This is a genomic window from Cellulomonas endometrii (assembly GCF_949769265.1).
GTDB lineage: Bacteria > Actinomycetota > Actinomycetes > Actinomycetales > Cellulomonadaceae > Cellulomonas > Cellulomonas endometrii.
The window spans coordinates 19,706-34,590 of the sequence record NZ_CATKPC010000021.1 but is presented as its reverse complement, the minus strand read 5'-3'; the positions used below and the strand labels follow the sequence as shown (position 1 = coordinate 34,590).

12 protein-coding genes, 1 pseudogene and 2 riboswitches are annotated in these 14,885 nt (G+C 76.1%); of the genes and pseudogenes, 10 read left to right on the top strand and 3 right to left on the bottom strand.

Annotated features, from left to right (window positions below; genetic code table 11):
* Positions 1 to 380: 380 nt before the first annotated feature.
* From QNH85_RS17400 to QNH85_RS17380, 5 genes are read left to right on the top strand one after another with little or no spacing between them, the layout of a single operon-like run.
* The gene (locus QNH85_RS17400) at positions 381 to 1,901 is read left to right on the top strand and encodes an ABC transporter substrate-binding protein (protein WP_282948433.1); all 1,521 of its coding nucleotides are present in this window, start codon (positions 381 to 383) and stop codon (positions 1,899 to 1,901) included.
* A 4-nt stretch (positions 1,902 to 1,905) separates the two neighbouring features.
* The gene (locus QNH85_RS17395) at positions 1,906 to 2,865 is read left to right on the top strand and encodes an ABC transporter permease (protein WP_282948431.1); all 960 of its coding nucleotides are present in this window, start codon (positions 1,906 to 1,908) and stop codon (positions 2,863 to 2,865) included.
* Entirely contained in the window at positions 2,862 to 3,764 is a 903-nt protein-coding gene (locus QNH85_RS17390; RefSeq protein ID WP_282948429.1) for an ABC transporter permease, read from the top strand. Before QNH85_RS17395 ends, QNH85_RS17390 begins: the two co-directional genes overlap by 4 nt.
* Entirely contained in the window at positions 3,761 to 4,594 is an 834-nt protein-coding gene (locus QNH85_RS17385; protein ID WP_282948427.1) for an ATP-binding cassette domain-containing protein, read from the top strand. The genes QNH85_RS17390 and QNH85_RS17385 overlap by 4 nt, the downstream gene beginning before the upstream one ends.
* Positions 4,591 to 5,349: an ABC transporter ATP-binding protein gene (locus QNH85_RS17380; RefSeq protein WP_282948425.1), complete on the top strand. Its 759-nt coding sequence runs from the start codon at positions 4,591 to 4,593 to the stop codon at positions 5,347 to 5,349. The genes QNH85_RS17385 and QNH85_RS17380 overlap by 4 nt, the downstream gene beginning before the upstream one ends.
* Before the next feature lie 32 nt (positions 5,350 to 5,381).
* Here the strand turns inward: QNH85_RS17380 and QNH85_RS17375 are convergent, their stop codons facing one another.
* Positions 5,382 to 7,535 (bottom strand): acyl-CoA dehydrogenase family protein, encoded by a 2,154-nt coding sequence (locus QNH85_RS17375; RefSeq protein WP_282948423.1) that lies wholly within the window; start codon positions 7,533 to 7,535, stop codon positions 5,382 to 5,384.
* Positions 7,536 to 7,591: 56 nt separating this feature from the next.
* On the bottom strand, positions 7,592 to 8,341 hold the full coding sequence (locus QNH85_RS17370) for a TetR/AcrR family transcriptional regulator (protein ID WP_282948421.1): 750 nt from the start codon (positions 8,339 to 8,341) through the stop codon (positions 7,592 to 7,594).
* 159 nt (positions 8,342 to 8,500) lie between these two features.
* On the opposite strand from QNH85_RS17370, the gene QNH85_RS17365 reads away from it, so the two are divergent.
* From QNH85_RS17365 to QNH85_RS17350, 4 genes are read left to right on the top strand one after another with little or no spacing between them, the layout of a single operon-like run.
* Positions 8,501 to 9,838 (top strand): acetyl-CoA C-acetyltransferase, encoded by a 1,338-nt coding sequence (locus QNH85_RS17365; RefSeq protein ID WP_282948420.1) that lies wholly within the window; start codon positions 8,501 to 8,503, stop codon positions 9,836 to 9,838.
* Positions 9,835 to 11,199 (top strand): 3-oxoacyl-ACP reductase, encoded by a 1,365-nt coding sequence (locus QNH85_RS17360; RefSeq protein ID WP_282948418.1) that lies wholly within the window; start codon positions 9,835 to 9,837, stop codon positions 11,197 to 11,199. The genes QNH85_RS17365 and QNH85_RS17360 overlap by 4 nt, the downstream gene beginning before the upstream one ends.
* The gene (locus QNH85_RS17355) at positions 11,196 to 12,143 is read left to right on the top strand and encodes a MaoC family dehydratase (RefSeq protein ID WP_282948416.1); all 948 of its coding nucleotides are present in this window, start codon (positions 11,196 to 11,198) and stop codon (positions 12,141 to 12,143) included. Before QNH85_RS17360 ends, QNH85_RS17355 begins: the two co-directional genes overlap by 4 nt.
* 28 nt (positions 12,144 to 12,171) lie before the next feature.
* On the top strand, positions 12,172 to 12,795 hold the full coding sequence (locus QNH85_RS17350; RefSeq protein WP_282948414.1) for a pentapeptide repeat-containing protein: 624 nt from the start codon (positions 12,172 to 12,174) through the stop codon (positions 12,793 to 12,795).
* Between the two features lie 66 nt (positions 12,796 to 12,861).
* On the opposite strand, the gene QNH85_RS17345 is transcribed toward QNH85_RS17350, so the two are convergent.
* On the bottom strand, positions 12,862 to 14,256 hold the full coding sequence (locus QNH85_RS17345) for an aminotransferase class V-fold PLP-dependent enzyme (protein ID WP_282948412.1): 1,395 nt from the start codon (positions 14,254 to 14,256) through the stop codon (positions 12,862 to 12,864).
* 49 nt (positions 14,257 to 14,305) lie between these two features.
* Positions 14,306 to 14,421, bottom strand: a riboswitch (SAM riboswitch).
* 149 nt (positions 14,422 to 14,570) lie between these two features.
* Positions 14,571 to 14,681: riboswitch (SAM riboswitch) on the top strand.
* Between the two features lie 6 nt (positions 14,682 to 14,687).
* On the opposite strand from QNH85_RS17345, the pseudogene QNH85_RS17340 reads away from it, so the two are divergent.
* Positions 14,688 to 14,864 (top strand): annotated as a pseudogene (locus QNH85_RS17340) (DUF1737 domain-containing protein); the annotation flags it as partial.
* Positions 14,865 to 14,885 lie beyond the last annotated feature (21 nt).

Below are 14,885 nucleotides of genomic sequence, written 5' to 3'. Positions count from 1 at the left end.
CGCACCATGCGCCACACGACCGCCACCGCACGCACCCGCGCCTGTCGACCCCTGTCGACCGCCGCGTGCTGTTGTCGTCGCTGAACGCCCTCGCGCGTCGCTGACGCGCTGAGCCCCGGCCCCCTCGCCGCCCGGCGACCGGGCCGCGGGGCGGCCCGGTCGCCGGCGCGGGCCCCGCGGCCCCTCCCGGCACGCCCGCCGGCCCCAGCGGTCCCGCACCGCGTCCCCGCGTCCCGGGAATTCCCGACCGCACGGCTCGGTTCCGCCCCTCGGAGCCCGCCCGCGGCGGGAGCGTCCCGGCGGAGCCGCCCGCCGGACCCCCACCGCCCTGCTCCACCCCTCGCCCGGCACGCCCGGGCACCTTCCGGAAGGACACCATCGTGAGATCCCGCCGATCCCGCGCCCCCCTCGGGGCCGCCCTGGCCGTCGTCGCCGCCCTGGCCCTGGCCGCCTGCGGCTCCGGCTCCGGCGGGTCGTCCGCCGGCTCCTCCGCCTCCGCCGACGGCTCCGCAGAGATCGTCATCGGCTCGACGAACGAGCCGACCGGCCTGGTGCGCAACGTCGGCGGGTCGTCCGGCGTCTCCCAGACCATGACGCGCAACGTCTACGAGGGGCTGACCTCCGTGGACGTCGACGGGCAGGTGATCCCGACCCTCGCCGAGTCCTGGGACGTGTCCGAGGACGGCCTGACCTACACCTTCCACCTGCAGCCGGACGTGACCTTCCACGACGGCACCCCGCTGACCGCGGACGACGTCGTGTGGAGCATCTCCGAGGCCATCGGCCCGGAGTCGAAGTCGGCGCGCAAGAGCGACCTGCTCGTCATCCAGCAGGCGACCGCCGTGGACGACGCGACCGTGCAGCTCGACCTGTCGCGCCCGTCGCAGGGCCTCACGTTCTACCTGGCGTCGGTCACCGTGGTGAAGGACGGCGACACCGAGCTGACGACGGACAACGGCACCGGCCCGTACCGGTTCGTCGAGTGGGTGCAGGGCGACCACCTCACCATCGAGAAGAACGACGACTACTGGGGCGAGCCCGCGAAGAACGCCGGCGTGACCTTCCGGTTCTTCCAGGACACGACCGCGCTGAACAACGCGCTGCTCACCGGTGACCTGGACCTCGTCATCGCGGAGGACTCCCCGGACCAGCTCGTGCAGTTCGAGGACAACCCGGACTTCACGATCACCGAGGGCACGTCGACCACCAAGCAGCTGTGGGCGTTCAACGACCGCGTCGCGCCGTTCGACGACGTCCGGGTCCGCCAGGCGCTGTACAAGGCCGTCGACCGCGAGGCCATCCTCTCGGCGGTGTGGGACGGCTACGGCCAGGTCATCGGCTCGATGGTCCCGCCGACCGACCCGTGGTTCGTCGACCAGGCCGACGTGCACGCCTACGACCCGGACGCCGCCGAGGCGCTGCTCGCCGAGGCCGGGGTCAGCGACCTGGAGATCTCCGTGGACTACATCCCGGACGACACCACCGAGGCGATCCTCGCGCTGCTGACCAAGAACCTCGAGGCCGTCGGGGTGACGCTCACGCCGAACCCGATCGACGACGCCACCTGGTACCAGAAGGTCTACACGGACCACGACTTCACCACGACCCTCATGGGCCACGTGAACCCGCGCGACGTGCTCTGGTACGCGAACCCCGACTTCTACTGGGGCTACGACAACCCGCAGGTGCAGGAGCTCGTCGCGCAGGCCGACCAGGCGGCGACCGAGGAGGAGCAGGTCGACCTGCTCACCCAGGTGAACGAGACGATCGGCGAGGAGGCGGCCTCCGCGTGGCTGTACCTCGACCCGCAGATCCGCGTCGCCCGTGCCGAGATCACCGGCTTCCCCGTCGACCAGGTGACCGAGTCGTTCTACGTCGCCGACATCGTCCGGGAGTCCTGACCCCGTGCGACTCCTGCTGCTCCGGATCGGCTCCCTGCTGATCTCCCTGGTCCTGGCGAGCGTGCTCGTGTTCGTCGTCCTCCGGCTGCTGCCGGGCGACAGCGCGGGCACCTCGCTGGGCGTGGGCACCACCGCCGACCAGCTCGAGCAGCTCCGCAGCGAGCTCGGGACGGACCAGCCGGTGGTGACGCAGTACCTGCAGTGGGTGTCGCAGCTCCTCCGGGGCGACCTGGGCACGTCGTTCGTGTCCCGGCTCCCCGTGGCGGACCTGATCGCGCAGAAGCTGCCGATCACGGTGCCGCTCAGCGTGTCCGCGTTCGTCCTGGCCGTGCTCGTGTCGGTGCCCCTCGGCGTGCTCGCCGCGGTGCACCGGCGCGGGCCGGTCGGGGTGGGCGTGTCGGCCGTGTCCCAGCTCGGCGTCGCCGTCCCCGTCTTCTGGGTGGGCGTCCTGCTGGTGCTGGTGTTCGCCCTGCAGCTCGGCTGGCTCCCCGCGGGCGGGTTCCCGCGGGAGGGCTGGGCCGACCCGGCGGCGGCCGTGCGGTCGCTGGTGCTGCCGGTCGTCACCGTGGCGATCGCCATGTCCGCCGTGATGGTCCGGTACGTGCGGTCCGCGACCCTCGACGTGCTCGACCAGGACTACCTGCGCACGGCGCGGTCGCTCGGGTACGGGCGGTGGCACGCGCTCGCGCGGCACGGCCTGCGCAACGCCGCCGTCCCGGTCGTCGCGATCCTCGGCATCGAGCTCGCGACCTCCCTGCTGGGGGCCGTCGTCATCGAGAACGTGTTCGCCCTGCCGGGGCTCGGCACCCTGCTGCTCGACTCCGTGACCTCGCGGGACCTGCCCGTCGTGCAGGCGCTGGTGCTGGCGCTGACCGCCGTCGTGCTGGTCACCAACGCGCTGGTCGACCTCGGGCAGCGGGCGATCGACCCGCGCCTGCGCGCGACGCGGGAGGTGGCCGCGTGACCGAGCTCGCCACCACCGCGCCGCTCGCGACCGGGACCGACCCGGCCGGCACCGACCGGTCCGGTGCCCCCGCCCGCCGCCGGCGCGGCCTGCCGCCGTCGCTCGCCGCCGGGGCCGTGCTGGTCGGCCTCGTCGCGCTGGTCGGCCTCGTGTCCCTGGTGTGGACGCCGTACGCGCTCGACGACACCGGCACCGGCGAGCGCCTCGCGGGCCCGAGCGCCGCGCACTGGGGCGGGACCGACCGGCTCGGCCGGGACCTGCTCAGCCAGCTGATGACCGGGGCGGGGAACGCGCTGGTCGTCGCGGTGGCGTCCATGGTCGTCGCCGGGGTGCTCGGCGTCCTGATCGGCCTGCTGGCCGGGGCCACCCGCCGCTGGGTCGACGTCACGCTGCTGTCCGCCGTCGACCTGCTGATCGCCTTCCCGACCCTGCTGCTCGCCATGCTGATCGTCACCGTCCGGGGCGCGTCCCTGTCGTCGGCGGTCTGGGCCATCGGCATCTCCGGCTCCGCCGTCATCGTCCGCGTCACCCGCGTGAACGTCGCCCGCGTGCTGCGCGAGGACTACGTCACCGCCGCCCACGCCGCCGGCACCGGCTGGTGGGGCACCGTGCTGCGGCACGTCGTCCCGAACGTGTGGCCGACGCTGCTGGTCCAGCTCATGCTGCTCGGCGGCGGGGCCGTCCTCGCCGAGGCCTCGCTGTCGTACCTGGGGCTGGGCGCCCCGCCGCCCAACGCGTCCTGGGGCCGCCTGCTGCACGAGGCGCAGTCCACGATGCTCGTGCAGCCCTGGGGCGCGATCCTGCCGGGTCTCGCCATCGTCGTCACCGTGCTCGGCCTGAACCTGCTCGGCGACGGCATCCGCGAGCGCACCGACCCGAGCCTGCGAGGCGACCGATGACCCCGCTGCTGTCCGTGGAGGACCTCACCGTCACGACGTCCGGCGGGCGCGCCCTGCTCGACGGCGTGTCCTGGTCGCTCGACGCCGGCGGACGGCTCGGGGTCGTCGGGGAGTCGGGGTCCGGCAAGTCCATGACCGCCCTGGCCGTGCTGGGCCTGCTGCCCGACGGGATGCGCGCCACGGGCCGGGTGCTGCTGGACGGCACGGACCTGCTGACGCTGCCGCCGCGGCGGCTCGCCCGCGTGCGCGGCGCCCAGGTCGCGATGGTGTTCCAGGAGCCGCTCACCGCCCTCGACCCGCTGATGACCGTCGGGCGCCAGATCACCGGCCCCCTGCGGCTGCACCGCGGGCTGCGCGGGTCGGCCGCCCGGGACGAGGCCGCCCGGCTCGCCCGGCTCGTGCACCTGGACGACACCGAGCGGATCCTGCGCTCCTACCCGTGGCAGCTGTCCGGCGGGCAGCGGCAGCGCGTCGCCCTGGCCATGGCCCTGGCGTGCGAGCCGCGCGTGCTCCTGGCCGACGAGCCGACCACCGCGCTCGACGTGACCGTGCAGGCCGAGGTGCTCGACCTGCTGGACGACCTGGTGGACCGCACCGGCGTGGCCCTGGTGTTCGTCTCGCACGACCTGCCCGTCGTCGCCCGCGTCGCCCGGGACCTCGTCGTCATGCGCGACGGCCGCGTGGTCGAGCACACGACCGTGGGGTCGGCGCTCGCCGGCGGGGACGCGGCCTACACCCGGCAGCTCGTCGCCGCGGCGCGGGCCGTCACGGGGCTGCCGGGGCCCGCGGGCGCCGGCGACGCCACCGCTGCCGAGGAGGACCCCCGATGACCACCCCCCTGCTCGAGGCCGCCGACGTCACCCGCGCCTTCGGCGCGACGCGCGCGCTCGACGGCGTGGGCGTGCGCGTCGAGGCGGGGCGCAGCATCGGGATCGTCGGCGAGTCCGGGTCCGGCAAGTCGACGCTCCTGCGGCTGCTGCTCGGGCTCGACTCCCCGACGTCCGGCGCCGTCCGGTACCGCGGCGAGCCCCTCGACCGCCGCGACCGCGGGCTGCTGCGCCGGCTGCGTGCGGACGTGCAGCCGGTGTTCCAGGACCCGCGCTCGTCGCTCGACCCCCGCATGCGGGTCGGCGCCGTGGTGGCGGAGCCGCTGCGCTCGCTGAAGGTCCCCGGCGACCACCGGGCGCGCGTGGCGTCGGTGCTGGCGTCGGTCGGCCTCGACCCCGAGGTCGCGTCGCGGTACCCCGCCCAGTTCTCGGGCGGGCAGCGCCAGCGCATCGCGATCGCCCGGGCCCTGGCGCCGTCGCCGTCGGTGCTGGTCGCCGACGAGCCGGTCAGCGCCCTCGACGTCTCCGTCCGCGGGCAGGTCGTCGACCTGCTGCAGCGCCTCGCCGCCGAGCAGGGGCTGACCCTGGTGCTGGTGTCCCACGACATCGCGATCGTCGGGCGGCTGTGCGAGCGCACCGTCGTGCTGCACCACGGCCGCGTGGTCGAGGAGGGCGCCACGGCGGACGTCCTCGCGGACCCGCGCGAGCCGTACACCCGCCGCCTGCTCGCGGCGGTCCCCCAGCTCCCGGCGGTCTGACGCGCCGCCTGCCCGCAGGGAGCCGGGGGCCGTCAGCGGGACGGCTTCGGCTCCGGGACGGGGTCCGTGCCCGAGGCCCGGGCGGCGCGCTGGAACTCCCGGGCCTCGTCCTGCCGGGCCGCCTCGGCGCCCGACGCGATCTCGGCCCGCACGTGCTCCGGCCCGTACCCGAAGGCGTCCACCAGGTCCTGCGCGTGCGGCCGCAGCCGGACCAGCAGCCGCTCGATGTACGACGTGACCGTCCGCGCCCGGCCCGCCGACAGCCGGCCGTTGACCAGGTACCAGGCCAGGTGCCGCTCGATCACGGTGAGCCCGAACAGGTCCCGCAGCCACGTGAGCACCTGGCGCGTCCCGGGGTCGGGCACGGTGTCGAGCGCCCGGGTGAAGGCCTCCCACTGCAGGAGCTCGGCGTGCGCGCGGGCGGCCTCGACGAGCTCGTGCTGGTGCGCGTCGAACAGCTCGGCCGCGACCTCGGGGGCGGCGCGGCGGGCCGGCCGGAGCGCCTGCGCGAGCTCGGCGACCATCGTCGCGACGCGGTCCGCGAGCAGGTCGCGCTGGGTGCGCGGGTCGCGGAGCTGCCCGGCGGACCGGCGCGCGTCGCCGGCGTCGACCAGCGTCTGCACGGCGCGGGCCAGGGGCATGCGGTGGAGCGCCGCGTCGGCGGCCTTGCCCGCGACCAGCCGGGCCAGCACGGCCGGGTCGCCGCCGACCTGCTGGCCGTAGCGGGTGAGCAGCCGCTTGCCGACGAGCTGGTAGAGGACGGTGTTGTCGCCCTCGAAGGTGACGTACACGTCGAGGTCCGCGCGCAGCGACGTCAGGCGGTTCGCCGTGAGGAACCCGGCGCCGCCGCACGCCTCCCGGCAGGTCTGCAGCGTGTGCAGGGCGTGCCAGGTGGACGTCGGCTTCAGCGCGGCGGCGAGCGTCTCCAGCTCCTCGCGGGACTCCGGGGTGTCGTCGCGGCCGGAGAACACGTCGTCGAACGCGGCGAGCAGGTGCTCGTGCGCGAACGTCGCGGCGTACGTCTCGGCGAGCAGCGGCAGCAGCCGCCGGCGGTGCTCGGCGTAGTCGAGCAGCACGACCTCCTCCGTCGGAGACGCCCCGGCGAACTGGCGGCGCTGGTTCCCGTACGTGACGGCGGTGATCAGCCCGAGCTTCGCGGCGTTCACGGCGGCGCCGTCCAGGGAGACGCGGCCCTGGACGAGCGTGCCGAGCATGGTGAAGAACCGGCGGCCGGGGCTGGCGATCGGCGACGCGTACGTGCCGTCCGCGGCGACGGAGCCGTACCGGTCGAGCAGGTCGGCGCGCGGGACGCGGACGCGGTCGAACCAGAGCCGGCCGTTGTCGATGCCGTTGAGCCCGCCCTTGAGGCCGTCGTCCTCGCCGCCGACGCCCGGCAGGAACTCCCCGGTCTCCGGGTCGCGGATCGGCACGTAGAACGCGTGCACGCCGTGGTTGACGGGCCGGCGGTCCTCCGGGCCCTGGCTGACCAGCTGCGCGAACACGACCGCCGCGGTGCCGTGCTTCCCGGCGTTGCCGAGGTAGTCCTTCCACGCCGCCCGGAAGGGGGTGTGCAGCACGAACTCCTGCGTCGCGGGGTCGTAGGTCGCCGTGGTGCCGATGCTCGCGACGTCGGACCCGTGGCCGGTCTCCGTCATCGCGAACGCCCCGGGGACGGCCACGGACATCGCCCCGGGCAGGAACCGGTCGTGGTGGCTCTCGGTGCCCAGGTGCAGGATCGCCGACGCGAACAGGCCCCACTGCACGCCCGCCTTGATCTGCAGCGACGGGTCGGCGGCGACGAGCTCCTCGAACCGGGCGAGGCTGCCGCCGTGGTCGTCGGCCCCGCCGAGCCGCGTCGGGAACGCGCGCAGCACGTCGCCCTCGGCCGCCAGGGTGCGGAGCTGGTCGAGCACGCGCTCCCGGTGCTCCGCGACGCCGAGGCCCTCCTCGCGCTGGAACCGCGGGTCCGCGATCACCCCGCGCGCGCCACGCCGCAGGTCGGCGTACCGGCCGAGCAGCACGTCCGTGAGCCCGGGGACGTCCACGTGCGCGTCCACCGTGCCCGGGCGCGGGTGGCGCGGGGCCGGGTGCCCGCCGCCGCTGGGGCGGACCGTCCCGGTCGGCCGCGTCACCGTCGGGGTGTCGGCCACCGTCGTCGTGGCCGGGGTCGGTGCGGTCGTGGTCATGCGTGCTCCCTGGGTCGGTGCGTCGTCGTCGACGCGGACGGGTCGGGTGTCGCCGGTCAGCCGGGTGGGCGGGCCGCGTCGGTGGCGTCGGTGGCCTCGACGGGCCGGGCGGTGCGCTCGCGCGACAGCACGCCGACCGGCCCGGCCCACAGCCAGGCGGCGACGCGCGTCGCGACGTCCTCGCGGTCGGCGTCCGGCTGGTCGCGAGCCGCCAGCCAGCGCTCGCCCGCCCCGCGCACGAACCCGACGGCGCCGGCCGCCCACAGCCGCGCCCAGTCGGCGTCCGGGCCCTCGGGCGTGCCGTCGCCCTCGACCCCCAGCGCGCGCACGAACGGCACCGCGACGAGCTCGGTCACGGAGTCGAGGAAGTGCCCGACGGACCCGCCGCGGGTGACGAACGCGTACACGTGCGGGGACGACTCGATCATCGACAGGTAGGTGTCGACCATGCCGCGCAGCGCGTCGCGCGGGGTGCTCGCGCCGGTGGCTGCCGCGTCGAGCGCGTCGCGGATGTCGGTGACGACGGCGGCGGCGACCGCGAGCTGCAGGCCGTCCTTGTCGGTGAAGTACCGGTAGACGATCGACTTCGACGTCCCGGCGGCCGCGGCGATGTCGTCCATCGAGACGTCGGGCCCCTCGTGGTGGACGACCCGGCGGGCGACGCGCACGAGCTCGGCGCGGCGGGCCTCGCGGTGGTCCTCCCAGCGGGTGGACCGGCCGTCGTCGGCGCGCGCCGCCGCCGCGGTCCCGGCCGGGGCCTCGGTCTCGTCCGTCCGCGTCGACGGATCCCGTGTGATGGGGCTCACGAAACTGACGGTATCAGGTACTGTGAGTTTCGGGCACCGGCACAAGGGACCGAAGTCCCGGATCGACCGGCCCACGGAGCCAGCACCGAGCCAGCACCACCACCGTCAGCACCACCGGCACCACCCAGCGACATCGACGACGATGCGGGAGGACCCCCCATGGCAGCCACCCCCACCCCGACGCCCGGCGGCACACGTGCCGTGGTCGTCGGCGGCAACCGGATCCCGTTCGCCCGGGCGGGCGGACCGTACGCCCGGGTGAGCAACCTCGACATGCTCACCGCGGCGCTCGACGGGCTGGTCGCCCGGTACGGCCTGCAGGACGAGGTCCTGGGCGAGGTCGTCGCGGGCGCGGTGCTCAAGCACAGCCGCGACTTCAACCTCACCCGCGAGGCCGTGCTCGGCTCGCCGCTGTCGCCCCGCACCCCCGCGTACGACCTGCAGCAGGCGTGCGCCACCGGCCTGGAGGCGGTGGTGTCGGTCGCGAACAAGATCCGGCTCGGCCAGGTCGAGTCCGGCGTGGCCGGCGGCGTCGACTCCGCCTCCGACGTGCCGATCGCCGTCAGCGAGGGCCTGCGCCGCACGCTGCTCACGCTGGCCCGCGCGAAGAGCGTCCCGCAGCGGCTGAAGGCCGCCGCCGCGCTGCGCCCGCAGGACCTCAAGCCCGCGACGCCCCGCACCGACGAGCCGCGCACCGGCCTGTCGATGGGCGAGCACCAGGCGCTGACCACCGCGCAGTGGGGCATCGGGCGGCAGGCGCAGGACGAGGTCGCGTACGCCAGCCACCAGCGCCTCGCCGCGGCGTACGCCGACGGGTTCTTCGACGACCTGGTGACCCCGTACCGGGGCCTCGTGCGGGACCAGAACCTGCGCCCGGACACCTCGCTGGAGAAGCTCGCCACGCTCAAGCCGGTGTTCGGCACCCGCCTGGACACGCCCGCGACGATGACGGCCGGCAACTCCACCCCGCTGACCGACGGCGCCTCCGCGGTGCTGCTCGCGTCGGAGGACTGGGCGGCCGCGCGCGGCCTCACCCCGCTCGCGGCCGTGGTCGACGCCGAGACCGCCGCGGTCGACTTCGTGCACGGCGAGGACGGGCTGCTCATGGCGCCCGTCTACGCGGTGCCGCGGCTGCTCGCCCGCCAGGGGCTGACCCTCGCCGACCTGGACTACGTCGAGATCCACGAGGCGTTCGCCGCGACCGTCCTCACCACGCTCGCCGCGTGGGAGGACAAGGAGTTCTGCCTGTCCCGCCTGGGCCTGGACGACGCGCTCGGGTCCGTCGACCGCGAGCGCCTCAACGTGCACGGCTCCTCGCTGGCGGCCGGGCACCCGTTCGCCGCGACCGGCGGGCGCATCGTCGCCACCGTGGCCAAGCAGCTGCACCGCCGCCGCGCGGAGCTGCTCGCCGCCGGCGAGGACCGCCCGGTCCGCGCGCTGGTGTCCGTCTGCGCCGCCGGGGGCCTCGGCGTCGCCGCGATCCTGGAGGCCGTGTGAGCACCGACCGGTACCTCGACCTCGTCAACGGCGGGGTGACCGCGACGATCGCGAAGCGGCTGGGGCTGCCCCGTCCCGCGCAGCTGCACCGCTACCGACCGGGCGCCCCGCTCGTCGACGGCCCGGTCCTGGTGCTGGGCACCGGCCCGGACGCCGACACGCTCGCGCAGCTGCTCTCCGGCACGTCGCCGGACCGCAAGGGCTGGGACCTCGACGTCCGGCGGCACGCCGGCGAGGGCACGCGGTTCGCCGCCGTCGTGCTCGCGCTCACCGAGATCGAGCACCCCCGGGACCTCGCCGACCCGCTGCTGACGCTGGCCCCGACGCTCAAGACGCTCGCCCGGCACGGCCGGGTGGTCACGGTGTCCCGACCCGCCGCCGCGGACCACGCGCCTGCGCTCGCCGCGGCCCGCCAGGGCGTCGACGGCGCGCTGCGCTCGATCGCCAAGGAGCTGCGCGGCGGCGCCACCGCGAACGGCGTGGTGGTCGCGGACGACGTGCCCGTCACCGCGCCCGGCGTGCTCGGCGCGCTGCGGTTCCTGCTGTCGCCCCGCTCCGCGTACGTCGACGGGCAGCTGCTGCCGGTCGACTCCGCGGCCGGGTCCCTGCCCGCGGACTGGGAGCGGCCGCTCGACGGCCGGGTCGCGGTCGTCACGGGCGCCGCCCGGGGCATCGGCGAGGCCATCGCCACGACGCTCGCCCGCGACGGCGCCACCGTCGTGGCCGTCGACGTCCCCGCCGCGGGCGAGGCGCTCGCGTCGGTCGCGAACCGGGTGCGCGGCACCGCGCTGCAGCTCGACGTCACGGCCGAGGACGCCGGGGCCCGGATCCTGGAGCACGCCCTGGCGCGGCACGGCCGGCTCGACGTCGTCGTGCACAACGCGGGCATCACCCGGGACAAGCTGCTCGCGAACATGACGCCCGACCGCTGGGAGTCCGTCATCGCGGTGAACATCGCCGCGCAGCTCCGGATCAACGAGGCGCTGCTGACGTCGGGCGACTTCACCGACGCGCCGCGGATCGTGTCGCTCGCCTCGACCTCCGGGATCGCCGGGAACCGCGGGCAGACGAACTACGCCGCCTCGAAGGGCGGGGTCATCGGCATGGTCCAGGCCACCGCGCCGCTGCTCGCGGCGTTCGGGGGCACGGCCAACGCCGTCGCACCCGGGTTCATCGAGACCGACATGACCGCCCGCATGCCCGCGCTCACCCGGCAGGTCGCGCGGCGGCTGTCCTCGCTGCAGCAGGGCGGCCTGCCGGTCGACGTCGCCGAGGCCGTGGCGTTCCTCGCGTCGCCGCAGGCCGGCGGGGTCGTGGGGCAGGTGCTGCGGGTGTGCGGCCAGAGCATGGTCGGCCGGTGACGGCCGTCGCCACCGGGGCGGGACGCGAAGTCGTCCTCGGCGCGCCGCCCCGGCTCGGGGAGCTGTACGCCCGCGCCGGCCTCGCGTCGGGCCGCGCCGCCGTCGGCGGTCAGGTGCGCCGGGTGCTGCGCCGCGGCGAGGGCTCCGGCGCCGCGGCGGCGCTGCCCGCCGTGACGCACCGGCTCGACGGCGTGCACCCCGACGCCGAGCAGCTGACCGCGTACCAGCACCTGGTCGGCGAGCCGGCCGGCGACGTGCTGCCCGCCGGATACGTGCACGTCCTGGCGTTCCCCGTCGCGATCGCGCTCATCGTGCGGCCCGACTTCCCGATGCCCCCGCTCGGCATCGTGCACCTGGCCAACCGGGTGGAGCAGCGCCAGGCGCTGCGGCTCGGCGACGTGCTCGAGATCCGCGCGTGGGCGCAGGACCTGCGGCCGCACCGCCGCGGCGCGCAGGTCGACCTCGTGTCCGAGGTGCGGCGCGCGGGCGACCCGGGGTCCGCCCCCGCCGCGTGGCGCGGGGTCTCGACGTACCTGGCGCCCGGCGTCCGGGTGCCCGGTGCCCCGCCCGAGGACGCACCCCGGCCCGACTTCGTCCCGCCCGCGCCCACCGGCCGCTGGGCCCTGGGCGCCGACGCCGGGCGCCGGTACGCCGCGGTGTCCGGGGACGCCAACCCGATCCACCTGTCCCCGCTGACGGCCAGGGCCCTCGGGTTCCCCCGGGCCATCGCGCACGGCATGTTCACCGCGGCCCGGGCGCTCGCCGACGTCGGCGCCCGGCGCGGCAGGACGTACACGTGGGACGTGGAGTTCGCCTCCCCCGTGCTGCTGCCCGCGACGCCCGCGGTGTCCGTCGCGCGGGACGGGGACGGGTGGGTGGTCACGGCCTGGGACGCGCGGAAGGGGAAGCTGCACCTGCGCTCGGAGGTGCGGCCGCTGGGGTGACGTCACACCCGGGTGCCACGCTGGTCCCATGACGACCCCGCGCGAGGACACCCTGGACCGCTGGACCGGCACCCTGGAGCCGGAGGGCGACTACGACCGCCTGCTCCTCGACGCGCTGGACCTGTCCGACGCCGACGCGGAGAGCGCCCGGGTGATCGAGTGCCTGCTGCGCGGCTGCGACCTGGGCGGCGCCGAGCTCGACCACGCGCACCTGGTCGACACCACGCTGACCGACTGCCGCGCGGGCACCCTGCGGGCCCGGTCGGGGTCGTGGCGGGACGTGACGCTGCGGGACTGCCGGCTCGGCGCGTTCGAGGCGTTCGGCAGCTCGTGGGACCGGGTGACCGTCGAGGGCGGGAAGATCGACTACCTGAACCTGCGGGACGCGCGGGTGCAGGACCTCCGGTTCGTGCACTGCACGATCGGCGACCTGGACCTCGCGGGGGTGAAGGCCGCGCGGGTGCGGTTCGAGGACTGCCGGGTCGGGCGGCTCGACGTCACGCGGGCGCAGCTGCGGGAGGTCGACCTGCGCGGCGCGGACCTGGCCGGGCTGGACGGCACCGCGGGCCTCAAGGGCGCCACGATCAGCCGGCAGCAGCTGCTGGACCTGGCGGACGCGCTCGCGGAGCACCTGGGCGTCACCGTCCGCTGACCCCGTGGCGGGCGTGCGCGACCCGGGCCGGCCTGCCCCCCGCTCGGGCCGACCCGGGCCGCGGTCTCAGTCCTCCACCGCGGGGCCGCACGCGGCGGCCGCGGTGGCGGCGATGGCGTCGATGCCGGGCACCGCGGGCCGGGGCCGGGTGTCCCCGGCCACCGTCCAGCACCCGTCGACGACCTCGTACGCGGCGCGCGGCCCGTCGGCGACGAACGCGTGGAGCCCGGCGACGAGCCGGTCGACCGCGTCGGTCGTGGTGCCGACGCCGACCGACGCCCGCAGCGCCCCGCCGGTCACGCCGACCCGCGCGAGCAGCGGGTGCGCGCAGAACCGGCCGTCCCGCACGCCGATCCCGTGCTCCGCCGACAGGTACGCGGCGACGAGCCCGGAGTCGTGGTCGCCGAGCGTGAACGACACGACGCCCACCGGGTCGGCGGAGTCGGACCACAGCCGCAGCACCCGCGCGCCGGGCACGGTCGCGAGGCCCGCGAGCAGCCGGTCCCGCAGCGCCGTCTCGTGCGCGGCGAGCGCGCCGTCGGGCAGGGCCGCCAGGGTGTCGCACGCCTCCGCGAGCGCCACCGCGCCGAGCACGTTCGGCGAGCCGCCCTCGTGCCGCGCGGGCGCCGGCTGCCACAGCGTCCGGTCGGTGCGGACGTCGCGGACGGCGCCGCCGCCGGCGAGGTAGGGGGTCCCGGCGTCCAGCCAGTCCCGGCGCCCCACGAGCGCACCCGCCCCGAACGGCGCGTACGTCTTGTGCCCGGAGAACGCCACGTAGTCGACGCCCGACTCGGCCAGCGAGAACGCGCGGTGCGGGACGAGCTGCGCGCCGTCGACGGCCACGCGCGCTCCCGCCTCCTGCGCGAGCGCCACCACCGAGGCGATCGGCAGTGCCTCGCCGGTCACGTTGGACGCGCCCGTCACCGTGACCAGGGCGTACGGCTGCCGGGCCAGCTCATCGCGCAGGGCGACGAGCGTCTCCGCGACGGTCGGCGCGGACGGCAGGACCGTCGCCACCCGGCCGGAGCCGCGGACGGACCGCACCCAGGGCAGCAGGTTGGCGTGGTGCTCGACGTCGAGCACCAGCACCCGCCCGCCGTCGGGCACGCACCCGGCCAGCAGGTTGAGCGAGTCGGTGGTGTTCCGCGTGATGACCGCGACGTCGTCCTCGCGGGCCCCGACGAACCGCGCGACCGCCGACCGGGAGGCCTCGTACAGGGCCGTCGACACCTGCGACAGGTAACCCGCGCCGCGGTGCACGGACGCGTACAGCGGCAGCACCTCGACGACCCGCGCGGCGACGGACTCGAGCGCCGGCGCGGACGCCGCGTAGTCCAGGTTGGCGTACGGCACGGACCGGCCGTCGACCAGCGGGACGAGCGTGTCCCAGCCGACGACGGGCAGCAGCGCCTGCTCGGCGGTGACGGCGGTGGCACACGTGGTGGCGGTGGAGACGGACATGGGAGGACCCCCGGGTGGATCGATGGGGGCCCGGTGCGTCGACCGGGTCACCCCGCGCTTGCCGGCCACCGGACGGTGGACGGCCAGGTCGTCACCCGGGGCACCCCGCCGCGGAGGGAGGGTTGCCGGCCAGCGAGCCGGGGCTTCGCGCTGGCGCTCATGACCTGCCACGAGGATGGGGCGGGCGCGGCGGAGGTGTCAACCGGCGTCCAGCCACCGGCACGGGTGAACCCGCCGCGGACCAGAAGGGGACCGGCCGTGGACCGGCCGTGGACGAGGGGAGTGACGCCCCCGGCCGATGGCGTAGCATCGCCGCACCATCCAGAGCGGCCGAGAGATCTGGCTCGTCGACGCCGCAGCAACCCGCGGTCCGCCTCCTCGCGAGCCGGACCGGCCGAGGGTGCTTCCGCCAGGTCCGATGGAGGAGACGCATGACCGACACCGACGACCGCCTGCGCTACCGCCTGCTGACGGGGCCGGACGACCGCTCGTTCTGCGAACGGGTCAGCGAGGCGCTGGCCGACGGCTACGAGCTGCACGGCGCCCCCGCGGCGACCTTCGACGGCCAGCGCGTGATCGTGGCGCAGGCCGTCGTGCTGCCCGCGTCCGCCACGGCCCGGGTGCGGCCG